At 41.9% G+C, this 21,056-nt stretch carries 25 protein-coding genes and 2 pseudogenes; 7 read left to right on the forward strand and 20 right to left on the reverse strand.

The annotated features are described in order from the left end of the window. The first annotated feature begins 721 nt into the window (after nt 1-721). Nucleotides 722-1,638: pseudogene (locus AT705_RS03990) on the forward strand (IS5 family transposase). Between the two features lie 393 nt (nt 1,639-2,031). Here AT705_RS03990 and AT705_RS04000 read toward each other — a convergent pair. Next, nucleotides 2,032-2,832, reverse strand: a complete 801-nt coding sequence (locus AT705_RS04000; RefSeq protein WP_058795594.1) for an alpha/beta hydrolase — start codon at nt 2,830-2,832, stop codon at nt 2,032-2,034. A gap of 234 nt (nt 2,833-3,066) precedes the next feature. Between AT705_RS04000 and AT705_RS26065 the strand changes: the two genes are divergently transcribed. Continuing rightward, nucleotides 3,067-3,195 (forward strand): hypothetical protein, encoded by a 129-nt coding sequence (locus AT705_RS26065; RefSeq protein ID WP_420492112.1) that lies wholly within the window; start codon nt 3,067-3,069, stop codon nt 3,193-3,195. Nucleotides 3,196-3,662: 467 nt separating this feature from the next. Here the strand turns inward: AT705_RS26065 and AT705_RS04010 are convergent, their stop codons facing one another. Then, nucleotides 3,663-4,004: a winged helix-turn-helix transcriptional regulator gene (locus AT705_RS04010; RefSeq protein ID WP_058795596.1), complete on the reverse strand. Its 342-nt coding sequence runs from the start codon at nt 4,002-4,004 to the stop codon at nt 3,663-3,665. A gap of 100 nt (nt 4,005-4,104) precedes the next feature. Here AT705_RS04010 and AT705_RS04015 point away from each other — a divergent pair, with 100 nt between their 5' ends. Together AT705_RS04015 and AT705_RS04020 are read left to right on the forward strand one after the other, a co-directional pair. After that, a complete protein-coding gene (locus AT705_RS04015; RefSeq protein ID WP_058795597.1) occupies nt 4,105-4,884 on the forward strand; it encodes an SDR family NAD(P)-dependent oxidoreductase in 780 nt (259 codons plus the stop codon). A gap of 25 nt (nt 4,885-4,909) precedes the next feature. Continuing rightward, a complete protein-coding gene (locus AT705_RS04020) occupies nt 4,910-5,572 on the forward strand; it encodes a cupin domain-containing protein (protein WP_058797899.1) in 663 nt (220 codons plus the stop codon). A gap of 96 nt (nt 5,573-5,668) precedes the next feature. On the opposite strand, the gene AT705_RS04025 is transcribed toward AT705_RS04020, so the two are convergent. From AT705_RS04025 to AT705_RS04035, 3 genes are all read right to left on the reverse strand, one after another. Beyond that, nucleotides 5,669-6,088, reverse strand: coding sequence for a hypothetical protein (locus AT705_RS04025; RefSeq protein WP_058795598.1), 420 nt, complete (start codon nt 6,086-6,088; stop codon nt 5,669-5,671). 109 nt (nt 6,089-6,197) lie between these two features. Further along, the gene (locus tag AT705_RS04030; RefSeq protein WP_058795599.1) at nt 6,198-6,560 is read right to left on the reverse strand and encodes a hypothetical protein; all 363 of its coding nucleotides are present in this window, start codon (nt 6,558-6,560) and stop codon (nt 6,198-6,200) included. Nucleotides 6,561-7,037: 477 nt separating this feature from the next. Next, nucleotides 7,038-7,952 carry an IS5 family transposase gene (locus tag AT705_RS04035; protein ID WP_058795600.1) on the reverse strand — a complete coding sequence of 305 codons (915 nt, stop codon included), beginning with the start codon at nt 7,950-7,952 and terminating at the stop codon, nt 7,038-7,040. A gap of 168 nt (nt 7,953-8,120) precedes the next feature. Here AT705_RS04035 and AT705_RS04040 point away from each other — a divergent pair. After that, nucleotides 8,121-9,337 (forward strand): annotated as a pseudogene (locus AT705_RS04040) (IS4 family transposase). 121 nt (nt 9,338-9,458) lie between these two features. On the opposite strand, the gene AT705_RS04045 reads toward AT705_RS04040, so the two are convergent. The 14 genes from AT705_RS04045 to AT705_RS04110 all read right to left on the reverse strand — a co-directional run bounded on the left by AT705_RS04045 (nt 9,459) and on the right by AT705_RS04110 (nt 18,795). Beyond that, nucleotides 9,459-9,956: an anthrone oxygenase family protein gene (locus tag AT705_RS04045; protein WP_058795601.1), complete on the reverse strand. Its 498-nt coding sequence runs from the start codon at nt 9,954-9,956 to the stop codon at nt 9,459-9,461. Between the two features lie 120 nt (nt 9,957-10,076). Beyond that, a complete protein-coding gene (locus AT705_RS04050; protein WP_058795602.1) occupies nt 10,077-10,451 on the reverse strand; it encodes a hypothetical protein in 375 nt (124 codons plus the stop codon). A 40-nt stretch (nt 10,452-10,491) separates the two neighbouring features. Continuing rightward, nucleotides 10,492-11,694 carry an IS4 family transposase gene (locus AT705_RS04055; protein ID WP_058795531.1) on the reverse strand — a complete coding sequence of 401 codons (1,203 nt, stop codon included), beginning with the start codon at nt 11,692-11,694 and terminating at the stop codon, nt 10,492-10,494. A 196-nt stretch (nt 11,695-11,890) separates the two neighbouring features. Next, nucleotides 11,891-12,499, reverse strand: coding sequence for a hypothetical protein (locus AT705_RS04060; RefSeq protein WP_058795603.1), 609 nt, complete (start codon nt 12,497-12,499; stop codon nt 11,891-11,893). 112 nt (nt 12,500-12,611) lie between these two features. After that, nucleotides 12,612-13,034 (reverse strand): hypothetical protein, encoded by a 423-nt coding sequence (locus AT705_RS04065; protein ID WP_058795604.1) that lies wholly within the window; start codon nt 13,032-13,034, stop codon nt 12,612-12,614. A 131-nt stretch (nt 13,035-13,165) separates the two neighbouring features. Beyond that, nucleotides 13,166-13,612: a hypothetical protein gene (locus AT705_RS04070; protein WP_058795605.1), complete on the reverse strand. Its 447-nt coding sequence runs from the start codon at nt 13,610-13,612 to the stop codon at nt 13,166-13,168. Nucleotides 13,613-13,726: 114 nt separating this feature from the next. Then, nucleotides 13,727-14,152 (reverse strand): hypothetical protein, encoded by a 426-nt coding sequence (locus AT705_RS04075; protein ID WP_058795536.1) that lies wholly within the window; start codon nt 14,150-14,152, stop codon nt 13,727-13,729. Nucleotides 14,153-14,258: 106 nt separating this feature from the next. Beyond that, nucleotides 14,259-14,858, reverse strand: a complete 600-nt coding sequence (locus AT705_RS04080; RefSeq protein WP_058795606.1) for a DUF4326 domain-containing protein — start codon at nt 14,856-14,858, stop codon at nt 14,259-14,261. Then, a complete protein-coding gene (locus AT705_RS04085; RefSeq protein WP_237113782.1) occupies nt 14,858-15,310 on the reverse strand; it encodes a DUF488 domain-containing protein in 453 nt (150 codons plus the stop codon). The genes AT705_RS04080 and AT705_RS04085 overlap by 1 nt, the downstream gene beginning before the upstream one ends. Continuing rightward, nucleotides 15,300-16,004 (reverse strand): dual OB domain-containing protein, encoded by a 705-nt coding sequence (locus AT705_RS04090; protein WP_058795607.1) that lies wholly within the window; start codon nt 16,002-16,004, stop codon nt 15,300-15,302. The genes AT705_RS04085 and AT705_RS04090 overlap by 11 nt, the downstream gene beginning before the upstream one ends. A 129-nt stretch (nt 16,005-16,133) precedes the next feature. Beyond that, entirely contained in the window at nt 16,134-16,742 is a 609-nt protein-coding gene (locus tag AT705_RS04095) for a hypothetical protein (RefSeq protein ID WP_058795603.1), read from the reverse strand. A gap of 108 nt (nt 16,743-16,850) precedes the next feature. After that, on the reverse strand, nt 16,851-17,276 hold the full coding sequence (locus AT705_RS04100; RefSeq protein ID WP_058795536.1) for a hypothetical protein: 426 nt from the start codon (nt 17,274-17,276) through the stop codon (nt 16,851-16,853). A 103-nt stretch (nt 17,277-17,379) separates the two neighbouring features. After that, complete coding sequence (locus AT705_RS04105; RefSeq protein WP_058795604.1) at nt 17,380-17,802, reverse strand: hypothetical protein; 423 nt, start codon at nt 17,800-17,802, stop codon at nt 17,380-17,382. Between the two features lie 111 nt (nt 17,803-17,913). Beyond that, nucleotides 17,914-18,795, reverse strand: a complete 882-nt coding sequence (locus AT705_RS04110; protein ID WP_058795608.1) for a hypothetical protein — start codon at nt 18,793-18,795, stop codon at nt 17,914-17,916. A gap of 348 nt (nt 18,796-19,143) precedes the next feature. Here AT705_RS04110 and AT705_RS04115 point away from each other — a divergent pair, with 348 nt between their 5' ends. Both AT705_RS04115 and AT705_RS04120 read left to right on the forward strand, forming a co-directional pair. After that, complete coding sequence (locus AT705_RS04115) at nt 19,144-20,103, forward strand: integron integrase (protein WP_058795609.1); 960 nt, start codon at nt 19,144-19,146, stop codon at nt 20,101-20,103. Nucleotides 20,104-20,347: 244 nt separating this feature from the next. Next, entirely contained in the window at nt 20,348-20,698 is a 351-nt protein-coding gene (locus AT705_RS04120; protein ID WP_058795610.1) for a hypothetical protein, read from the forward strand. Between the two features lie 39 nt (nt 20,699-20,737). On the opposite strand, the gene AT705_RS04125 is transcribed toward AT705_RS04120, so the two are convergent. Beyond that, nucleotides 20,738-21,034, reverse strand: a complete 297-nt coding sequence (locus AT705_RS04125; RefSeq protein ID WP_010381464.1) for a hypothetical protein — start codon at nt 21,032-21,034, stop codon at nt 20,738-20,740. Nucleotides 21,035-21,056: the final 22 nt, after the last annotated feature.

Consider the following 21,056-nt stretch of genomic DNA (forward strand, 5'->3'; position numbering starts at 1 on the left):
TTCAATTAAAGTTGGACCAATAAATAAGAACAGGTATATGTTGATAGGCCCAAACGACTAAAGCACGTGTTCCTTGTTAAGTGAGTTTCTTCTTTCTCATCTAACAGAACTTGCTGCTCAATTACTATTGCTGATTGGCATGCACCGCATACTCGCCAAAAACACATTCATGTTTTTAATGATTTTGGAGCCCAGTCTATGCGATAGGTGCAGTTAGAAGATAACCAATGGCCCTTTTTAAGTAACTAAGAGTATTGTAATAATTTGTGATGTATTTTTATCCAGATACTCACCCAGCAATGAAGTAACACTCACAAGTAATGAAGTTGCATCTTTTTGGGCTCAACCGTATGAACTGCCTTAGAAAGCCTTAATTGTGAAAAGCCAACTAATCGACATCCACCTCAGTCGTACTCATCAAAAGCGGTTTGTTTTAAATTGAAGTGTGTGATTTTCGGATGGATGATGAAATGAATATTCCTGAATCAGCACCAGTGTACCAACCTTCTTTTTCAAGATGTAAAGTTAGATCAAGCAGTTGTTCTGGCAACCTTTAAGTCAATGACAAACCTGTCATCAGGCGATTACTCAACCTTTGTCAGCACACGGCTAACGACCCAATAAAACCTCATTTTTACTCTGCAGGGCGTTGTTTCCTAAATCATTGAACTAATTTAGCCTTATGTGATCAGATCTCGAAAGCAAACACAGAGGCTGAACTTTGAAAGAAAAGCGTATCACCAACTGGCGCGAATACAACAAAGCCCTTATCGCCAGAAGTAACATCCAACTTTGGTTTTCCGAGGACGCGATTGAACAGTGGAACAACACGCAACATCTCGGCGGTAAAGGTCGAACTAATCATTTCTCTGAACTGGCAATTGAGACCTGCCTGACTTTACGGGCTGTATTTCGCTTGTCTCTTCGAGCTGCACAGGGTTTTGTTTCCTCATTAATATCAATGATGAAGCTTGATTTGGATACGCCAACTTATAGTTGTTTGTGCAAGCGTAGTGCAAAGCTGGCAGTTCGCTATAGGCCACACTCCAGTGCATCCGGAGGCATTGATATTGTGGTTGATAGCACTGGTTTGAAGGTGTACGGAAATGGTGAGTGGCATGCAAGAAAACATGGTGCAAACAAGCGCCGAACATGGCGAAAGCTACACCTGGCAGTAGTTGATTCAGATACACACCAAATCGTAGGCGCTGAGTTGTCCACAGTGTTTGTAGCTGATTCAGAAGTTTTGGGTGACCTACTCACACCATTGCGCAGGAAGATCAGTTCAGTTAAAGCAGATGGTGCTATGATACCAAAGGCTGTTATGCCGAAGTAGCCGCTAAAAAAGCCGAAGCAGTGATCCCACCAAGGAGTAACGCGCAGTTGTGGGAGGATGGACATGCTCGCAACAGCGCGGTCATTTTAACAAAGCATATAGGCAGCAGTAAGTGGAAAAAATGTGTGAACTACCACCAACGTTCACTGGCGGAAACGGCAATGTACCGATACAAACAGCTAATGGGTGACAAGCTGGTCAGTCGTGGATTCAATCAGCAACACACTGAAGCGATGATCAAAGTGAAAGTACTCAATAGAATGACTGGGCTAGGTATGCCTGAATATCAGGGAAGCAGTTGAAATCTCGGTGTTACCTAAGTTATCTGGATTTGATCAACAAGGCCCTAACGGGGGGGCAAAGGAAAAGGTATACAGAAAGAGCCCGAGAGAACAAAGCCCTGATACCAATGAAAATGCAATATACCCATATCCTATCTTACTATGACTTTTTGCGTAGGTAAGCCGAACTAACGCAACGAAACCAATTAAGCCCAGATACGCACAAATACCTATTAGCAACACAGATATATCTTTCTCCTCAAACGCAATAAAATGGAGCGTTGAAAGCACTATCCCCTGAAAAATCAGCAGGCAGATGGGGATAGCCAGTAAACCAACCATTACCTTTGAAATGACAGTCATCTGAGCCTCAATTCCGCACAAACGCTTGCAGCAAGACTATGACTACGCTTGTTATATGCCGTATTGCTGTTGATACTGAAACAGTCCTTTTAACGCATTGTAAATCCCAGCGGCCATTGTGAAATCATGCGAATCATTCTCAAATTCATCTAGTTCCAATTTTAAGTCTAAATGACGATTCCTCATAATTGTTAGCGCGAGAGAATCATAAACTTCGCGCATCTCTCCACCTTCATCGCCTATACCCATATAGAGATAATTTTGATTCGTTGTTTTGGATTTAACGTATTTCTTTGTCGCTTCAGAGGTTTCCCGAGCTCCCCACCACACAGCAGGGCTAAATGCTAAATGACTTTGAAAAAGTTTAGGTCGAGACTGAAAACTATGAATAACCAACAAGCCAGCTACAGAATGGCCTGCTAACACGTTAAAATAAGTAGTTCGATAATCGTGATTTATCTTTGGGATCAGCTCCTTTTCTATAAAATCTAAAAAGTGTTCCCCTCCTCCTCCTTCGCCAACTGGTCCCCGGGGATCCTTGTTCACCGTCGGAGCAAAATCTCTAAGACGGTTGCTACTGGTTATTCCAACAATAATATGTTCGTATGACCCGTTTGAAAGATGTAATCTATGAAGCATCCCTTTTACTAACTCACCATTAAGCTCACCATCAAGCACATAAAGAACTGGATATCTTTTTGTTGAATTTGTCGTATACGATGAAGGCAGCGCAACGGTAATACTTGGTGTTTCGGCTAAATATTTTGAATTAGGTAGTTTCGCTGCTATGAAATTCGAAGCATCAACTAATGTCGAAATAAAAAATAGAAGTACTACAATAAAAATTCTCAAAATGTAAATTTCCTTTTATGATTTAGTATTATTAAGGCGTATAACAGCCAGATCTGAGTATCTCACAAATACCCATATATAAAATCAATGTAGCGAACACACACGATATTGCTTGTTCTAATTTATTTCGATTAAAACCAATTAGATTAACAACACCATGCTTGATACCCCCATCCTACACGATATATAAAGAGAAAACTGCCCCAAATTCATGCCCCGCGCCTTGATTACTTAATGCTGGCAACTGAGACATTGCTCGATGACAATCATCTTTCGTTTACCGAGCAGGGTCGGACCAAACACTATATTAAACGAGTTGCGCCGGGCTATACACAAATACGTGCGCTTGATACATTGGCTTGAGAGGCCTCAATTATGAGGGGATCCCCCAGCGCCCTCAATAAGCGGTGCGAATTGCCAGGTTAATTAAGCAACGAGGGAGCACAAGTCTAGCTTTTTGCGTCCACTGCTTGGTTTGTTTGTTATGTGCCCTCAACTATTAGATAACCCAAACCGATTAGCAGAGCTGGAAAACACAAGGCAAATGGTCGATGCAGTACAGTACCGGAAATTAACTTTGCCACTTTAAAACTACTGCGGCTGAAAAAGTTAAATATATGCTCCGCGGAATACAAGATGAATATGCCTGCCACTACCAAAGACTCTATGTCGTAACCAAAGTGGAGAAAAGTGACAAACAAGATAAAAATCACGCAACCCACTAGAATAAGTAAAAAATTGCCCATTTAGTGAATTTCTCCCCGCTCCTTGAAGCACATAACGCACACGTATTGGACACGGGCTCGCGGGCGTCCTAGTTGACTCGCTTGTTATATGTTATTTTCAATTTCATCTTGTAGTTTTTCAAGCTCATCAAGGACTTTCATAAATTTTGCACCGAAATCAGTGACTTTATACTCCACCCTTGGTGGCACCTCATTGTAAGAAATTCGCTCCAGGATCCCAAACTCCGTATTTTTACGCAGGCACTGGTTCAGAACTTTAGTGGTTAAACCTTCAATGCTGCGCACCATTTCACCAGGTCGATTGATCCCATCGGCCAAGAGCTGATAAACCGTAAGAGACCATTTACAGCCATAAATAGTCTCCACCATCTTTGCACTTTCAGTCGGTGCGTTTTTTCTCAAATATTTTTTTTCTCTATCTTTCATAAAGATGTACCAAAAAGTACCTACCTTACCAATTTGTACTTACTTTTTAACGCTAAAGTGATTCGATAAATTATCTCCGTACCTTAACATATATCGGAGAATTTCTATGACAACTTCAAACATTGCATTAATCGTCGGCGGTTCGAGCGGAATGGGCTTTGCAACAGCAAAACAACTCGTCGCTCAAGGGAGTAGTGTTATTATCTTAGGCAACAACGCTGAAAAGCTGGAGTCGGCAAAGTCTCAATTAACCGCAATAGCGAGCAATGACATTAGTATTGAGACACTACAAGCCAATCTCTATGAGCAACAAGATGTTGACAGAGTCATTCAAGCGCTAAACTCGGACGAAAGGCATATCCAATACCTTGTTAATTCGGCAGGTTACTTCAACCCTAAGCCATATTTAGAACACGGATCAGAGGATTATGATGCTTATGCTCTACTGAATCGGGCCATCTTCTTTATAAGCCAAGCCGTATCCCAAAATATGCGTAACAATGGAGGTGGCTCCATTGTTCATATTGGTTCAATGTGGGCTAAGCAGGCGATCAAAGCAACCCCCTCTTCTGCTTACTCCATGGCAAAAGCAGGATTACACGCGTTAACGCAGCATATGGCAATGGAACTAGCCGATCATAACATTAGGGTAAATGCTGTGTCACCTGCGGTAGTGAAAACGCCTATTTACGAAACTTTTATCGACCCGGCAGAAGTGGATGATGCCCTTGCAGGTTTTGACAGTTTCCATCCCATTGGTCGTATTGGCACACCAGATGACGTTGCCAACGCTATCATGTTCCTTTTGAACGAGAGTTCAAGCTGGATAACAGGCGCGATTTGGGACGTTGACGGCGGTGTTATTGCTGGCAGAAATTAAGCAACAATCTTTATTGGAGGTCAACATGACTACTTTAATCAATGCAGATTTCAAGCAACGTGTCGTCATTCAGCCCGCCGACTATAAATGGGTTGACTCCCCAATGCCTGGCGTTGAGCGCATGATGCTTGATCGCGTTGGCGATGAAGTTGCACGAGCGACCTCTATCGTTCGTTACGCACCATACTCTACGTTTTCGTCACACACTCATAGTGGTGGAGAAGAATTCTTAGTACTTGATGGAGTGTTTTCGGACGAGCATCAAAACTACGCAAAGGGGAGCTATGTGCGTAACCCAATTGGTACATCTCACACACCAAAAATAGGTAAAGAAGGTGCAACTATATTGGTAAAGCTACATCAATTTGCTCAGGACGACACAGAGCAAAAAATGATAGACACTCAAAACCACCCGTGGCACCAAGGGCTTGTAGATGGGCTAACGGTGATGCCATTGCATGAGTTTAAAGGTGAGAAGGTCGCCTTAGTTAAATGGTCACCTCACACTCGATTTCAATCGCACACTCATTGGGGAGGGGAAGAGATCTTTGTACTAGAAGGCACATTTTACGATGAGCATGGCCAATATCCCAAAGGCACCTGGCTTCGTAGCCCCCACATGAGCCAGCATACGCCTTTTACGAAAGAGGATGGCGCATTGATTTATGTAAAGGTGGGTCATTTGTAAATACAACGCTCGCATGAGGCCCTAATACGCTTGCTGGTATTTTGGGGCCTGTTACCGGTCCAGCAAGTGTGTAATGGGTCGGTTTTAATGCATTTGTTAGGTATTTCTGTGCTGTATTTGGCTTTCAATCTTCTGCATAAAGCTCTGTGCGCCAAAGCATCTAAATTTAAAGATCCCGTACGGTGTTGTGACAGCGATGATTTTCGTCAAGAAGCCAAATTCAAGGTCAATGTTGAAGATATGCGCTAAAGGAATGCTAAGAGCATTGTCGCCCTTGTGGAATATTTCGTTCAAGGTGTTTGGGGTAAAATTAATATGATCTTGAGTAAGGATGGCCGCTCCCCCAACCCAAAGGCCACCATATGCTTCCTTAAACTGATTCAGGACTGATTCAACTACCAGCCCGTGGAAATCGAAGCCTGACAGATCTGCAAGATTTCCGACCAGAGACAGATCTTCTTTTGCATCTTCGATTAAAAAGTTACAAAGCTTTTTAGCTATTTTTAAATTTGACATATGCTTCCGTGATGTATGCCCAGCGCCCGCCTAAGCGGGAAAAATTTTGGTGCGTGTTTTTGAAAAAGAGACAGGATTTTGCATCCGAATTGCAGCGCCTGCTATAAGTCTACTTCAAATATTTGACTAATATTGCTTTAAAAACCAACCAATAACAACCAGCAATGCAAATGGCACTCGAATAGAACTGGAATGCGACATTAACGCCACCTGTTGAATTGATGAAATGAACCCCAGGAAAAACCAACAAGAAAATTGGGATAATTACATTCAGAAGCTTATAATCTTTTCGCCATAAATAAGGACTAACAATGCCAATAATTAGCCCTATAAGAATACCAATTAAAATTGCTAAATCGGCTCTATCATAATTAGTAAGAAGAGCAATCAATGTACATAAGCCAAACGTGGTAATCCAAACTGATCTTTCAACAAGCTTTAAGTTATGTCTCGCTAAATCCGAATTCATCATCTATGTTCCATGGGCTTATAACGCCGTTGTCCACGGCTAAAATAGTTGATTAAAAAGTGGCAAAGCACGAACAAAGCCAACTGGTTGTACCAACGTTTACGACTTTATTATGTTTTCATTTCATAAACAAATTTAAAAGCGCTACCTTTCTTTTCAGGTTGCCAACCAGTTTGAAGAGCAGACCTGATGCAATTTTCAGTATCTTCTGGTGTTACAGGTAGTTCGGGGGTTCCAACCCAATTCTCACAACGTATTCAAGGAAACATTATAGATAAAACAGCGCCAGACTTTTTGGTTGACTCTGCTGCAGCGATCGTGTGGTTTCCAAAAGCCCCCTGACTATATGCCGGTTTGCTTCGAATCGGTCATCTGCACTCTACAGAATCAACAACTAATTTACGTGAACCTTTCTTCGGGATTGCCATAAGTCAACGGCCTTGTTGATCAAATCCAGATAACTTAGGTAACACCGAGATTTCAACTGCTTCCCTGATATTCAGGCGTACCTAGCCCAGTCATTCTATTGAGTACTTTCACTTTGATCATCGCTTCAGTGTGTTGCTGATTGAATCCACGACTGACCAGCTTGTCACCCATTAGCTGTTTGTATCGGTACATTGCCGTTTCCGCCAGTGAACGTTGGTGGTAGTTCACACATTTTTTCCACTCACTGCTGCCTATATGCTTTGTTAAAATGACCGCGCTGTTGCGAGCATGTCCATCCTCCCACAACTGCGCGTTACTCCTTGGTGGGATCACTGCTTCGGCCTTTTTAGCTGCTACTTCGGCATAACAGCCTCTGGTATCATAAGCACCATCTGCTTTAACTGAGCTGATCTTCCTGCGCAATGGTCTGAGTAGGTCACCCAAAACTTCTGAATCAGCTACAAACACTGTGGACAACTCAGCGCCTACGATTTGGTGTGTATCTGAATCAACTGCCAGGTGTAGCTTTCGCCATGTTCGGCGCTTGTTTGCACCATGTTTTCTTGCGTGCCACTCACCATTTCCGTACACCTTCAAACCAGTGCTATCAACCACAATATCAATGCCTCCGGATGCACTGGAGTGTGGCCTATAGCGAACTGCCAGCTCTGCACTACGCTTGCACAAACAGCTATAAGTTGGCGTATCCAAATCAAGCTTCATCATTGATATTAATGAGGAAACAAAACCCTGTGCAGCTCGAAGAGACAAGCGAAATACAGCCCGTAAAGTCAGGCAGGTCTCAATCGCCAGCTCTGAGAAATGATTAGCCCGGCCTTTACCGCCGTGATGTTGCGTGTTGTTCCACTGTTCAATCGCATCCTCGGAAAACCAAAGTTGGATGTTGCCTCTGGCGATAAGGGCTTTGTTGTATTCGCGCCAGTTGGTGATACGCTTTTCTTTCAAAGTTCAGCCTCTGTGTTTGCTTTCGAGATCTGATCACATAAGGCTAAATTAGTTCAATGATTTAGGAAACAACGCCCCAGATAATTATATTTCAAATCAATGTGATGGACACGCACGGCATTGTTTGATCTAATTTATTTCGCCAAAAACTAACCAGATAACAACACCATGCGTGATATCACCATCCTACACGATATGCTCCGAAAAAACTGCCCCCATATTCATGCTCGGCGCCTTGATTCATTAATGCTGGCAACTGAGACTTTGCTCGATAGCAATCAACTCTCACTTACCGAGCTTGGCCGGAATATGAAGGGCCCTGTCGCTGCTAAGCACAATATCAAGCGCATGGACCGGCTGCTTGGCAATACAGCCATGCATAACGACCGACTTGCTATTTACCGCTTCCATGCGCGCCTGATATGTGGCGCTAATCCCATGCCCATTTTACTCGTCGACTGGGCCGATGTGCGTGAGCAACTGCGGCTGATGACGTTACGTGCTTCCGTCAGCATTCAGGGACGCTCAATGATAGTGTATGAACGTACCTTCACGTTTGCTCAATACAACTCACCTAAGTCCCATCAGCTGTTCCTTGACGAACTTGCCGTTATCCTTCCATAGAGGGCCTGCCTGATAAATGTATTCCACTCATCGTGACCGATGCCGGCTATCGAAATACCTGGTTTCGACAGGTCGATAAAAAAGGTTGGTTCTGGCTGGGACGGGTGCGTGGCAAAGTCACTTATCAGCATCAAAACAGTGAAGATTGGCATGTAAATCAGGCACTTTATCCATCAGCCACTCCCCGTGGACGTTATATTGGAGAAGTAAAACTTGGCCGAAAAAGTCCTATCAACTGCCACCTGCATTTATATAAAGCCAAACAAAAAGGTCGTACTGACAGGCGCTCTTCAAAAGCTGGCAGGCATCATACCGCCCAAAAAAGTTATCGAACTGACAGTAAGGAGCCTTGGCTATTGGCCACTAACCTACCCGCTGACTTGTTCAAACCCAAACGTGTTGTCTCACTTTACGCCAAGCGCATGCAAATCGAAGAAAGCTTTCGAGACCTGAAAAGCCCCCAATACGGGATGGGTCTGCGGCATAGTAAAAGTCGATGCCCCAACCGGCTCGATATATTGTTATTACTCTCTTTGCTGGCGACCATTATTCTCTGGTGGATAGGCCTGTATGCCCAACACTCAAATTGGCAACGAAAGTTCCAGGCAAATACCATCAGAGATCGTGCTGTGCTGTCGACTGTCAGGCTCGGCAAAGAGGTTAGGCGACGAAGCGATTATGTTATGACGGGGAAGCAGCTGCGCTGGGCTATACGTGAATACGTGCGCTTGATACATCTGCTCGGGAGGCCTCAATTATGAGGGGATCCCCCAGCGCCTCAATCAGAGGCAATAAAATAGCTGGCTAAAATTAGCGACGAAGGAGCAAAAGCCAGCTGTTTTTTGTCCTTTGAATTGACTTGTTAGGCTAATAATAATCACTCTATAGTTTTAAGCTCAAAACTATCAAAATGAGAGAAGCACTGCATGCCATAAAGGTTCTAATCTCATTTGATTTATTCCAGCGAGGCTCAAATTCAATGCGAACTGCTTTAAGCTCCTCTTCGCTGGAATTATCGACGTCTACTTTCTGCAATTTATTGTTCAGTGGCAGATGTATAATAATTGTAGGCATCTGAACACCTAAAATATATGTAGCTAAAGCCAATAACATCAGGAAAAAATCGATACCATCTAATTTTCCAAAACTACTGACAGCGAAAATAATAATAGAAACTGCTGAACCGAGCCAAACTAGAAGAAACAGGGGGTGATTATCCTGAATAATACGATCTGTGACTTGAAAGGCCTTGATAAAACTCTTGTCATCTAGCCCTTTTAAACCTGGCATTACCACTATCGCATAGGAAAAAAGGAGTCCAGCGACTAGCGAACACATCAATGTAGAGAAAACTAATGAAACATCCGAAATAACCAACATTCTACCTCTCTGCTAGATTCTTAGCCTAACGCCTCGCTTAACCGGCGTAAAATAGCAGGCTAAAATTAGCGACGAAGGAGCGCAAGCCTGCTGTTTTGCGTCCTTTGGTTTAAGCGTTTGTTATGAGTAAATAGAACTCCATTCTATAATTGAGTCCCATTCTAATTCTGACTCGACTACTTTACCTTTTGCGTGGTAATTCTTACGGTAAGAAAAGATATTATTGTTTAGCTTGAAACTACTAACGAAACCTTTTTCTACAACCTCTAAACGAGATACTAATTTATTTTCTAAATCAAAGATCGCAACTCTAGTTATTGGACCCTTTTTATAGTCAGTTGTCAGCCACTCTTCAATAGCTAAATAACGGCCATTTAATAATTCACTACGAGAGAAGCCATAAAAGAAGTTAGGAACTTTTTTTCCTTCAATCTCTAATGAGTAATATGCTGGACCAAACCTAATTTCATTCTCGTAGTTCAATTGATACTGCATACTCGAATTTACTCATAACGCCTTGCTCTGGGGGATCCCCTCATAATTGAGGCCTCCCGAGCAGATGTATCAAGCGCACGTATTCACGTATAGCCCAGCGCAGCTGCTTCCCCGTCATAACATAATCGCTTCGTCGCCTAACCTCTTTGCCGAGCCTGACAGTCGACAGCACAGCACGATCTCTGATGGTATTTGCCTGGAACTTTCGTTGCCAATTTGAGTGTTGGGCATACAGGCCTATCCACCAGAGAATAATGGTCGCCAGCAAAGAGAGTAATAACAATATATCGAGCCGGTTGGGGCATCGACTTTTACTATGCCGCAGACCCATCCCGTATTGGGGGCTTTTCAGGTCTCGAAAGCTTTCTTCGATTTGCATACGTTTGGCGTAAAGTGAGACGACACGTTTGGGTTTGAACAATTCTGCGGGCAGGTTAGTGGCTAATAGCCAAGGCTCCTTACTGCCAGTTCGATAACTTTTTTGGGCGGTATGATGCCTGCCTGCTTTTGATGAGCGCCTGTCAGTACGGCCTTTTTGTTTGGCTTTATATAAATGAAGATGGCAGCTAATTGGGCTTTTTCGGCCAAGCTTTACTTCTCCAATATAACGACCACGGGGAGTAGCTGATGGATAAAGAGCCTGATTTACATGCCAATCTTCACTGTTTTGATGCTGATAAGTGACTTTGCCACGCACCCGTCCGAGCCAGAACCAACCTTTTTTATCGACCTGTCTAAACCAGGTATTTCGATAGCCAGCATCGGTCACGATGAGTGGAATACATTTATCAGGCAGGATGCTGGCAAGTTCGTCAAGGAACAGCTGATGGGACTTAGGTGAGTTGTATTGAGCAAACGTGAAGGTACGTTCATACACTATCATTGAGCGTCCCTGAATGCTGACGGAAGCACGTAACGTCATCAGCCGCAGTTGCTCACGCACATCTGCCCAGTCGACCAGCAAAATAGGCATGGGATTAGCGCCACATATCAGGCGCGCATGGAAGCGGTAAATAGCAAGTCGGTCGTTATGCATGGCTGTGTTGCCAAGCAGCCGGTCCATGCGCTTGATATTGTGCTTAGCAGCGACAGGGCCCTTCATATTCCGGCCAAGCTCGGTAAGTGAGAGTTGATTGCTATCGAGCAAAGTCTCAGTTGCCAGCATTAATGAATCAAGGCGCCGAGCATGAATTTGGGGGCAGTTTTTTCGGAGCATATCGTGTAGGATGGTGATATCACGCATGGTGTTGTTATCTGGTTAGTTTTTGGCGAAATAAATTAGATCAAACAATGCCGTGCGTGTCCATCACATTGATTTGAAATATAATTATCTGGGGATTCCTCAGCGCCTTGCTAATGGGCGTAGAAAGCTTGGCTAAACTTTGCGACGAAGGAGCGTAAGCCAAGCGTGATACGTCCTTTTGAGCAACTTGTTATATTTACTGTACAAATTCAGTAACAGATACTTTTGAACCTTTAATATTTATACGAATCTCCGTTTCAGGAAAAAGCCAAATTACTGAAGAATTTCCTTGCGCATTTAACTCAAACTCTCCGTACATAGCGGTACTTTTTTCTTCATCTGAATAGATTTGACCTTTTACAACAATATCTGATTTGCAAACTCTAGGACACTCTTGTTGAGACCATTCTACTTTCCAAAACCGCTCAGAGGGAACAGTGTACGTTTCTTCTCTTTCTTCTTTGAGTGTCACTAATCCTAAGTTAGCACCGGACTCATAATATTCATTAAATTTTTTATCGTAACCCGATTTAATAATATCGGTACACTGTTTTTCCCATGAGCCATCTAATCTATTTTCGAGATTGATTTTGGCTTCTTCACTATTGTTTTTTGCAGCTAAACAGTACCAAAATTTTGACTTTTCACTGTTATAGCGGTGACTAGAGTAGTGGCCATAGCTAAAGGCTAATTCGCTCTGAGCAGAATGGTCACCACCATTGGCTTTTCGAAATAACTCGGCCCTATCGTTTTGAGCATAGCAAACCGATGTGCTTGCTAGAATAAGGAATAGAATATATCGCATGACTTTCCTGTAGATATAACGCCGCAAATAAACGGCTAAAAATAGTTGGCTATAATTTGTGAGGTACGAACAAAGCCAACTATTTTTTGTCCGCACTTTTTAATTTGCCTTGTTATATGCCGTTTGCAGACATGGCCTCTGCACCTTCTTTTACTTGTTCATTTGATAAAAACACACCACTTTGCGGTTCGAATGTAGCGGAGTTTTTTTGATATCCGAGAAGATAAGCAGAGTTTAAAGCCACAACCATTTCATTCATGTCACCGCCCCATCGAAATGTTACCACTACTGGCTCTATAAAAGCGGAGGAATCGAATGCAGGAAAGTAATCTGAGAACTCTGATAAAGGCGACATATATGTTTCCACTCCAGAGTCTTCGCCTTTCAGTTTGACAGGGAGAAACCCAGTATGCTTTTTTAAATCTACATTTTCTAAATATTGAACAGGAGTGCTTAACTGTTCTGATAATTCGTTTAGTGAGTTCGTATTTGGAACATCACTAAGAGATAAGATTACGTACATAGTCATCGACATTGATAGGTCCCTCTCAAGTTAACCAAGGCATATAACGCCTCGCATAACGGGCTAATAAAACTTGGCTATAAATGGTGAGGCACGAACCAAGCCAATCTTTATTAGTCCATGCGTTGATGCGTTTGTTATACCTACGGCTCTTCACAAAGTTCGATTTTAACTTCAGAAGACAGGACATTTTGTAATTCGCTATCAATTTTCATTAGAGGAGCTTTTAAGTCTAATTTTCCAAACCATTTTTGGATCAATACTTTGAAATTGAAAAAAGGCACTTCTATAACAGAGAAAGTATGCCAAACAACTTCGGTTCCTTTCGGAGGTTTACCCTCTTGATAGTTTTCCAAGGATTCCTCATCTTGCATTGAACCACAACCAAGCCAAAGTAAATAACCATTTGACTCGCACATTACACACCATCCCCAGTCTTCGGGGATGACATCAGTCTCATAACCAAGTTTAGTAAACTCATCGCTCAACCAGAGCGCTAGCTGCTTTCCATAACAACCTGGATTCGTTTCTTCATCTTCACTTTTTTCAATTTCAAATTTCGTTGATTTGAACCAATATCCTGAATCCAAAACTTACTCTCCATAGTAGGTATAACGCTCGCCTAACCGGCGAAAAATGCTTGGCTAAAATTAGCGACGAAGGAGCGCAGCCAAGCATTTTGCGTCCTTTGGTTTAGGCACTTGTTAGGCATTTGCATGACTATTTATTCGAATTGGGCCCATATGAAGACCAAAAACAATTGTAAGTTTCCTCTTAGGGTTATGAAAGAAGATCATAAAACCTGTGTCATTGGGTTCTTCGAATTCATCAACCGTACCGTAGTAATTAATAAACCAATCAAGTTTTTGAGCTTTCTTCTTGTCATTGTCATTAAACTGTTCACTAAGATAATTTACAAATGAGATCTTATCAGCAGAAAAACCAACGTTAATACGGGTTTCATGATTCTCTGCAACATACTCAAAATCGACACCTTTCTCTTGTGACTTTTCAACTCTTTCTACTGAGGAGAATTTAGAGAGAAGGTCTTTTACCTCTTCAGGTGAAGCTTCCAATTCAATAATTGGGAAGTTTGGTTCAAATTTTTTCTTTTTGAATAATGACAACATAGATGCCTAACGCCGCCGTAAGAGGCGGAAAATGCTTGGCTATAGTTAGCGACGAAGGAGCGAAAGCCAAGCTTTTTACGTCCTTCTTGACGGCTTTGTTAAGCGCTTATTCTCCATCATCCCACGAGTTAAGAAAGTCAGCTAAAACATCGCCGTGACAAGCTTCAGGTTTGCAAAAACAACCCAGCCTTTTTCCTTTGAGCTTGAATACTTCTGATTTTTCTTTATTTGGAAACTTTTCATAATCAAAGTCATATTTGAACTTACGGATAACCTCTTCTCGGCTTTCCCCTTCCTCGTGCATCGAATAAGGATTTCCCCAATATGACCCTCTACCTATGTATTCATAATTGGGAGTGCTTTTTTCATTCTGATATTCTGTTTCTCTTTTAATATTTATAACGCGTGTAATGGATATCTTTATTCGCCTAATCGGCTTCCCACTAGCTTTTAACTTTATTGTTTCTTCTAGGAATTCTTCACCATCATCAAAAATCAACGCATGAGTGATATTGTCATCTTCCCACGTATCTTGTTTTCTGCACAACACGCCGAAATCATGACAATACTTTTCAATAAAGCCATTAGGGTCTTGATAGTAAATGAATGTACATTCATCTAGATTGGAAGTAATTTTTTCAACCTTTCTAACGAACTTGGTGTAACAATTAAAAAGAGCTGGATAAAGTAATAATACATTTGCCATTAGAATAAGTGCTTAACTTTTAGGTCTAAATCAGAATGCTCATTAAGATATTCCACTACCAACCTCCTATGACACAAGTGTGGTTCGTGCTCGCTGCATAACAAACAGCCATGATCTAGTAACGCTGGCTTTACAGATTTTTCAATATTCCTCTGGCTCATCAAATTTATGAATTTGTCTTCATACACTTCCCAAGTCATATCACCTTTTTTATAGGCATTTAATATATCCTTTGTAGGTGCCATTTCCGGTAAATGAACATAATCCGTACTGCACAGCTCTTTCAAAAAGAACTTTAGATCATCTCTTTTTGCAAACCCTGCCAACTGAGAAACGTTATTCAAACGTACATCAATTAAGGTCTTTATATTTGCATCCCTTAAAAAATTGAAAAATGTTTCAGCATTCTTCTTTGTAAATCCGATCGTATAGATGTCAATGTCACGATCCATAGCTTCTAATCTCCTCATGAAAATCTGGAAACGAATAAATTCCATTAACCTGAAGCCAATAACCATTCCTGTCGCCAACTTCCCATACCCTGCTGAGTCCTACTCTTAGGTAGATCGAGTCCTGTTGGCTAATTAAATCTGTAACCTCGTTAAGCCTGCCATCATCCTGATGAGCTTTAGCATAGTCATGAAAGCCTCTGTCTGTAATAGATAAGTAACTGTATCTGTGTCCGCTATTATCAGTAAATGTTGCTTTTACCTTTCCTGGCTTGTATTGATCTTCATGAATTGTTAATTGATGAGGGGCGATTTTAATAGTTATTATCGAGCAGTTCGCCTCTTGATCGTGTGGAATGTGCTTTTGGTTAACATCGAAATCAAAACCGAAACCATCAGAAACAGAATCACTTAATGAATTCTCTAAGATTTGAAGAAATTGATCGCCACTACATGCCCCATGAAAATTTAGATTTGAATAGTTTGCATCCTCTATATGAGGATTTTCTCTATCTGGTTGTAGGCTAAGGTTCCCTTTGAGGATTGCTCCTGGATGAATGCCTAACTCCTGACATCTTGAGCTTTTCAAGTAAGGCATTGGTCGTAAGCATTCGCCCGTATTTATATCGATAACCGCAGTACAGACATTTTCATCGCTAGAGAATCTAGTTAGGTCTGTGATTATTACTTCTCTCATATTTACTCCTTGAGGTTGATGCTTACTTGCGCTTAACGCCTTGCTAATGGGCGTAGAAAGCTTGGCTAAACTTTGCGACGAAGGAGCGTAAGCCAAGCGTGATACGTCCTTTTGAGCAACTTGTTATATTTACTGTACAAATTCAGTAACAGATACTTTTGAACCTTTAATATTTATACGAATCTCCGTTTCAGGAAAAAGCCAAATTACTGAAGAATTTCCTTGCGCATTTAACTCAAACTCTCCGTACATAGCGGTACTTTTTTCTTCATCTGAATAGATTTGACCTTTTACAACAATATCTGATTTGCAAACTCTAGGACACTCTTGTTGAGACCATTCTACTTTCCAAAACCGCTCAGAGGGAACAGTGTACGTTTCTTCTCTTTCTTCTTTGAGTGTCACTAATCCTAAGTTAGCACCGGACTCATAATATTCATTAAATTTTTTATCGTAACCCGATTTAATAATATCGGTACACTGTTTTTCCCATGAGCCATCTAATCTATTTTCGAGATTGATTTTGGCTTCTTCACTATTGTTTTTTGCAGCTAAACAGTACCAAAATTTTGACTTTTCACTGTTATAGCGGTGACTAGAGTAGTGGCCATAGCTAAAGGCTAATTCGCTCTGAGCAGAATGGTCACCACCATTGGCTTTTCGAAATAACTCGGCCCTATCGTTTTGAGCATAGCAAACCGATGTGCTTGCTAGAATAAGGAATAGAATATATCGCATGACTTTCCTGTAGATATAACGCTCGCCTAACCGGCGAAAAATGCTTGGCTAAAATTAGCGACGAAGGAGCGCAGCCAAGCATTTTGCGTCCTTTGGTTTAGGCACTTGTTAGGCATTTGCATGACTATTTATTCGAATTGGGCCCATATGAAGACCAAAAACAATTGTAAGTTTCCTCTTAGGGTTATGAAAGAAGATCATAAAACCTGTGTCATTGGGTTCTTCGAATTCATCAACCGTACCGTAGTAATTAATAAACCAATCAAGTTTTTGAGCTTTCTTCTTGTCATTGTCATTAAACTGTTCACTAAGATAATTTACAAATGAGATCTTATCAGCAGAAAAACCAACGTTAATACGGGTTTCATGATTCTCTGCAACATACTCAAAATCGACACCTTTCTCTTGTGACTTTTCAACTCTTTCTACTGAGGAGAATTTAGAGAGAAGGTCTTTTACCTCTTCAGGTGAAGCTTCCAATTCAATAATTGGGAAGTTTGGTTCAAATTTTTTCTTTTTGAATAATGACAACATAGATGCCTAACGCCGCAAATAAACGGCTAAAAATAGTTGGCTATAATTTGTGAGGTACGAACAAAGCCAACTATTTTTTGTCCGCACTTTTTAATTTGCCTTGTTATATGCCGTTTGCAGACATGGCCTCTGCACCTTCTTTTACTTGTTCATTTGATAAAAACACACCACTTTGCGGTTCGAATGTAGCGGAGTTTTTTTGATATCCGAGAAGATAAGCAGAGTTTAAAGCCACAACCATTTCATTCATGTCACCGCCCCATCGAAATGTTACCACTACTGGCTCTATAAAAGCGGAGGAATCGAATGCAGGAAAGTAATCTGAGAACTCTGATAAAGGCGACATATATGTTTCCACTCCAGAGTCTTCGCCTTTCAGTTTGACAGGGAGAAACCCAGTATGCTTTTTTAAATCTACATTTTCTAAATATTGAACAGGAGTGCTTAACTGTTCTGATAATTCGTTTAGTGAGTTCGTATTTGGAACATCACTAAGAGATAAGATTACGTACATAGTCATCGACATTGATAGGTCCCTCTCAAGTTAACCAAGGCATATAACGCCGCGCTCTGCGGCAAATTTGGAGCGCAGCGGAAAATTTGTCCGGCAGCAGCGCCTTGTTATGCAATGCTCGATTTAAAAAAATATTGAGACTCCCAATATAAATACGAGAACCCATATTGCAAACACAATACTATTTAATGGCTTTTGCATGTGTAACAGCACCTGAACCAATTCACGATACGACTGCTGTTCCGGTGATAGCTCTTTTGGCTCATCAATATCATCATATTGGTACTCTTCTTCCTCATCGTCTTCGCTCTTTTTAATGGTGTGCGTACCAATCTTGGATGCTAGACCTATACTAGAAACGAAAGCGTCTGAGTGGTCATAAATGAATATATCGCGAGGGTGATAATGCTCGCGTAGCGAATCGTCGACCTCAAAGCTAAAAGATAGTAATTCAACGTATAGATCAATGGTTGAGGAAGGGTCTGATTGTAGATTACTAGCTATAGTGTTCAGTTGTTCCTCAGGAATCGTCATTTCGAATATGATGTCATCCTCACCCGGATCATAGTTCATGCGAAAACAACTTCCAAAGAAAACACCTTCAGGGAATTTCTCGCTCTCCTTAATCGGTTCACCGGACTTTAATATTACCTGTGTTTCACCCCTTGGGCGCTCAAGTGTAAAAATATCATCGTCATCACCATCTTGCTCAGCACAATATATGGTGTCTCTCATCTGATCTTCATCGACGATCGCCTTGATAGCAAAGCTAGTTTTAATATCAGGCTTAATGAGCTTTACTGGATTGTCTTTGAAATCACCTTTTATATCCCAGTCTTTATCGTGAGTATTAACTTGCGTGATTATCTCTATATTCTTGAGTGGTAATGACAATCCATTGAAGCTTCTTCGCCATTCAAGTGGTCTTGAACGATCCTTAGGAACGTCTGCCTCTTGGAAAATTGAGTCCGATGCTTTTTTTAATTTCGTATTAGAGCGAAACAATTTTCGATCTCCTTGAGTGCATAACAGCTTATTAGCGTGAATACCGGTTAGATCCAGTTCCTAAAACCATACAGCTCCACAGCTAAATTATTTTATTCATAATAAGAACAATAACCTACCACCATTGCTCTCATTGCTCAAGCCAAAATGGCTTTGTTGAAACCGAGCCTTGTTCATAGCGAGACTTGAAGTCTCGCTATGCAAAACTATTAACATTATGAATATAAAGAACTTAAATTGGTGTTTCACTTAAACGAGACCTTTAAGCACGGAGAAAACGAGAAATTTGACTTGATAATTGGCCGCATTCACTTATAACTGTATAAATAAACAGCATTCGGAGTAAAGATGTCTTATTCACCTTTTTTGGAGTCTGTACGCGTTGAGCTCAGAACTAGGCACTACAGTCTGAAAACAGAGAAAAGCTATCTGTACTGGATCAAATGTTACATTTTATTTAATGAGAAAAAGCATCCTGATGAGATGGGCAACAGGGAAATAGAACGTTTCCTCAACCACTTGGCCGTTAACCGTGCAGTGAGCGCTGCAACGCAAAATCAAGCGCTATGCGCCATCATTTTTTTGTACCGTTTTGTTATAAAACGAGACATCAAAGGGTTAAACTATTCATTCAGTAAGCGAGATGTCGCATTACCCACCGTTTTGAGTGCAGATGAAGCGCAAAAGGTGATAGCTAACCTTCACGGCGTACACAAACTCATCGCGTCACTTTTGTACGGCAGTGGTTTACGTATCAATGAAGCTTTAAAACTTCGAGTTAAAGATCTAGATTTTGCCAATAAGTCTATTTTTGTTTTTCGGGGTAAGGGCCGCAAAGACAGATATACCTTGCTGCCTAAGTCATGCTTGCAGGCACTAGAAGAACAAATGGCCGTGGTTAAATCGCTTCACCAAAAAGACCTGAACGCAGGATTTGGACTGACTTCGCTGCCACCGGCTCTGATCCGTAAATACGGACATGCTGTGAAAGACTTCTCCTGGCAATATCTATTTCCCTCTTCCACTCGATGTATTCACCCGACAGACGGGTATGTCTGCCGTCACCATTTACATGAAACGGCATTTCGCAAGCAACTCAGGACTGCGGTGCTGGCTTCCGATATCACTAAGCGAGTTAAGGCGCATACTTTCAGGCACTCATTTGCCACGGAACTGCTGCGAAATGGTGCTGATATAAGGACAGTACAAGAGTTGTTAGGTCATACAGATATCAGAACAACCGAGATTTATACCCATGTTATGGGTGATAAGTTCGCCTATACAACAAGCCCGATTGATAAACTCTGATATTCGCGCGCACCACTTACTAGTCCAGATATTTAAGAATTGAGTTGCGGTAGATCCCGGCTCGCACGCGTACGGGATGACGGGGTTGTTTGTCAGGTTTATCTTTATCGAGAAACTACTGCGTGGTGTTCAAGTAGATCCCGGCTCGCACGCGTCCGGGATGACGGAGCTGTTTGTCAGGTTTATCTTTATCGAGAAACTACTGCGTGGTGTTCAAGTAGGTCCCAGCTCGTAAGCGTCCGGGATGTCGGAGCTGTTTGTCGGGTTTGTCTTTATCGAGGAACTGCTGTGTGGTGTTCAAGTGGCTCCCGACTCGCACGCGTCCGGGATGACGGAGTTGTTTGTGGGGTTTACAGCACTACTGTGTGGTGCTCAAGTAGATCCCGGCTCGCACGCGTCCGGGATGATGGAGTTGTTTGTTAAGTTTGTCTTTATCAAGGAACTGCTGCGTGGTATTCAGGTCGATCCCAGCTCACACGCGTTTGGGATGATGGAGTTGTTTGTTAAGTTTGTCTTTATCAAGGAACAGCTGTGTGGTGCTCAGGTCGATTCCAGCTCGCAAGCGTCCGGGATGACAAGATATATACAGGAGTAAGAAATCTAACTCAGCGTTAAGCGAAAACCCAAAGCCCGTTCACTTATCCAGCCCATAGAGAGCATCGGCAGTTTTACGTAAGTCGACTTCGTCAATAAAGTCATCGCTGAGCGTAAGAATGGCATTGAGGTTATTTTTGAGCTTTTCCTGGCTGAGTCCATTAGGTTTAAGTGCGGTTTGCAGAAGGTGCAGTGACATATCTGCCAACAGCAGTTTTTGTTTTTCTGTCCAGTTATCGTCGCCCTGTTTGGCGCTGTCTTTTAATATGGCCTGCTCTACTTCGTCGTGCATGCTCCAGCTCAGTTTGAGCAGCTCTCGGCGTGTTTCCTGATCCATGTTTCCCTCCGGTTATTCGCTG

It is taken from the genome of Pseudoalteromonas rubra, assembly GCF_001482385.1.
Lineage (GTDB): Bacteria > Pseudomonadota > Gammaproteobacteria > Enterobacterales > Alteromonadaceae > Pseudoalteromonas > Pseudoalteromonas ardens.

What these genes read in the sequence shown, in the direction of transcription:
- AT705_RS26065 (WP_420492112.1), top strand. Translation starts at nt 3,067, where the DNA reads ATGCTGGCAACTGAGACATTGCTCGATGACAATCATCTTTCGTTTACC.
- AT705_RS04010 (WP_058795596.1), bottom strand. Translation starts at nt 4,004, where the DNA reads ATGAAAGATAGAGAAAAAAAATATTTGAGAAAAAACGCACCGACTGAA.
- AT705_RS04020 (WP_058797899.1), top strand. Translation starts at nt 4,910, where the DNA reads ATGACTACTTTAATCAATGCAGATTTCAAGCAACGTGTCGTCATTCAG.
- AT705_RS04025 (WP_058795598.1), bottom strand. Translation starts at nt 6,088, where the DNA reads ATGTCAAATTTAAAAATAGCTAAAAAGCTTTGTAACTTTTTAATCGAA.
- AT705_RS04030 (WP_058795599.1), bottom strand. Translation starts at nt 6,560, where the DNA reads ATGATGAATTCGGATTTAGCGAGACATAACTTAAAGCTTGTTGAAAGA.
- AT705_RS04045 (WP_058795601.1), bottom strand. Translation starts at nt 9,956, where the DNA reads ATGTTGGTTATTTCGGATGTTTCATTAGTTTTCTCTACATTGATGTGT.
- AT705_RS04050 (WP_058795602.1), bottom strand. Translation starts at nt 10,451, where the DNA reads ATGCAGTATCAATTGAACTACGAGAATGAAATTAGGTTTGGTCCAGCA.
- AT705_RS04055 (WP_058795531.1), bottom strand. Translation starts at nt 11,694, where the DNA reads ATGCGTGATATCACCATCCTACACGATATGCTCCGAAAAAACTGCCCC.
- AT705_RS04060 (WP_058795603.1), bottom strand. Translation starts at nt 12,499, where the DNA reads ATGCGATATATTCTATTCCTTATTCTAGCAAGCACATCGGTTTGCTAT.
- AT705_RS04065 (WP_058795604.1), bottom strand. Translation starts at nt 13,034, where the DNA reads ATGTCGATGACTATGTACGTAATCTTATCTCTTAGTGATGTTCCAAAT.
- AT705_RS04075 (WP_058795536.1), bottom strand. Translation starts at nt 14,152, where the DNA reads ATGTTGTCATTATTCAAAAAGAAAAAATTTGAACCAAACTTCCCAATT.
- AT705_RS04080 (WP_058795606.1), bottom strand. Translation starts at nt 14,858, where the DNA reads ATGGCAAATGTATTATTACTTTATCCAGCTCTTTTTAATTGTTACACC.
- AT705_RS04085 (WP_237113782.1), bottom strand. Translation starts at nt 15,310, where the DNA reads ATGGATCGTGACATTGACATCTATACGATCGGATTTACAAAGAAGAAT.
- AT705_RS04090 (WP_058795607.1), bottom strand. Translation starts at nt 16,004, where the DNA reads ATGAGAGAAGTAATAATCACAGACCTAACTAGATTCTCTAGCGATGAA.
- AT705_RS04095 (WP_058795603.1), bottom strand. Translation starts at nt 16,742, where the DNA reads ATGCGATATATTCTATTCCTTATTCTAGCAAGCACATCGGTTTGCTAT.
- AT705_RS04100 (WP_058795536.1), bottom strand. Translation starts at nt 17,276, where the DNA reads ATGTTGTCATTATTCAAAAAGAAAAAATTTGAACCAAACTTCCCAATT.
- AT705_RS04105 (WP_058795604.1), bottom strand. Translation starts at nt 17,802, where the DNA reads ATGTCGATGACTATGTACGTAATCTTATCTCTTAGTGATGTTCCAAAT.
- AT705_RS04115 (WP_058795609.1), top strand. Translation starts at nt 19,144, where the DNA reads ATGTCTTATTCACCTTTTTTGGAGTCTGTACGCGTTGAGCTCAGAACT.
- AT705_RS04120 (WP_058795610.1), top strand. Translation starts at nt 20,348, where the DNA reads ATGTCGGAGCTGTTTGTCGGGTTTGTCTTTATCGAGGAACTGCTGTGT.
- AT705_RS04125 (WP_010381464.1), bottom strand. Translation starts at nt 21,034, where the DNA reads ATGGATCAGGAAACACGCCGAGAGCTGCTCAAACTGAGCTGGAGCATG.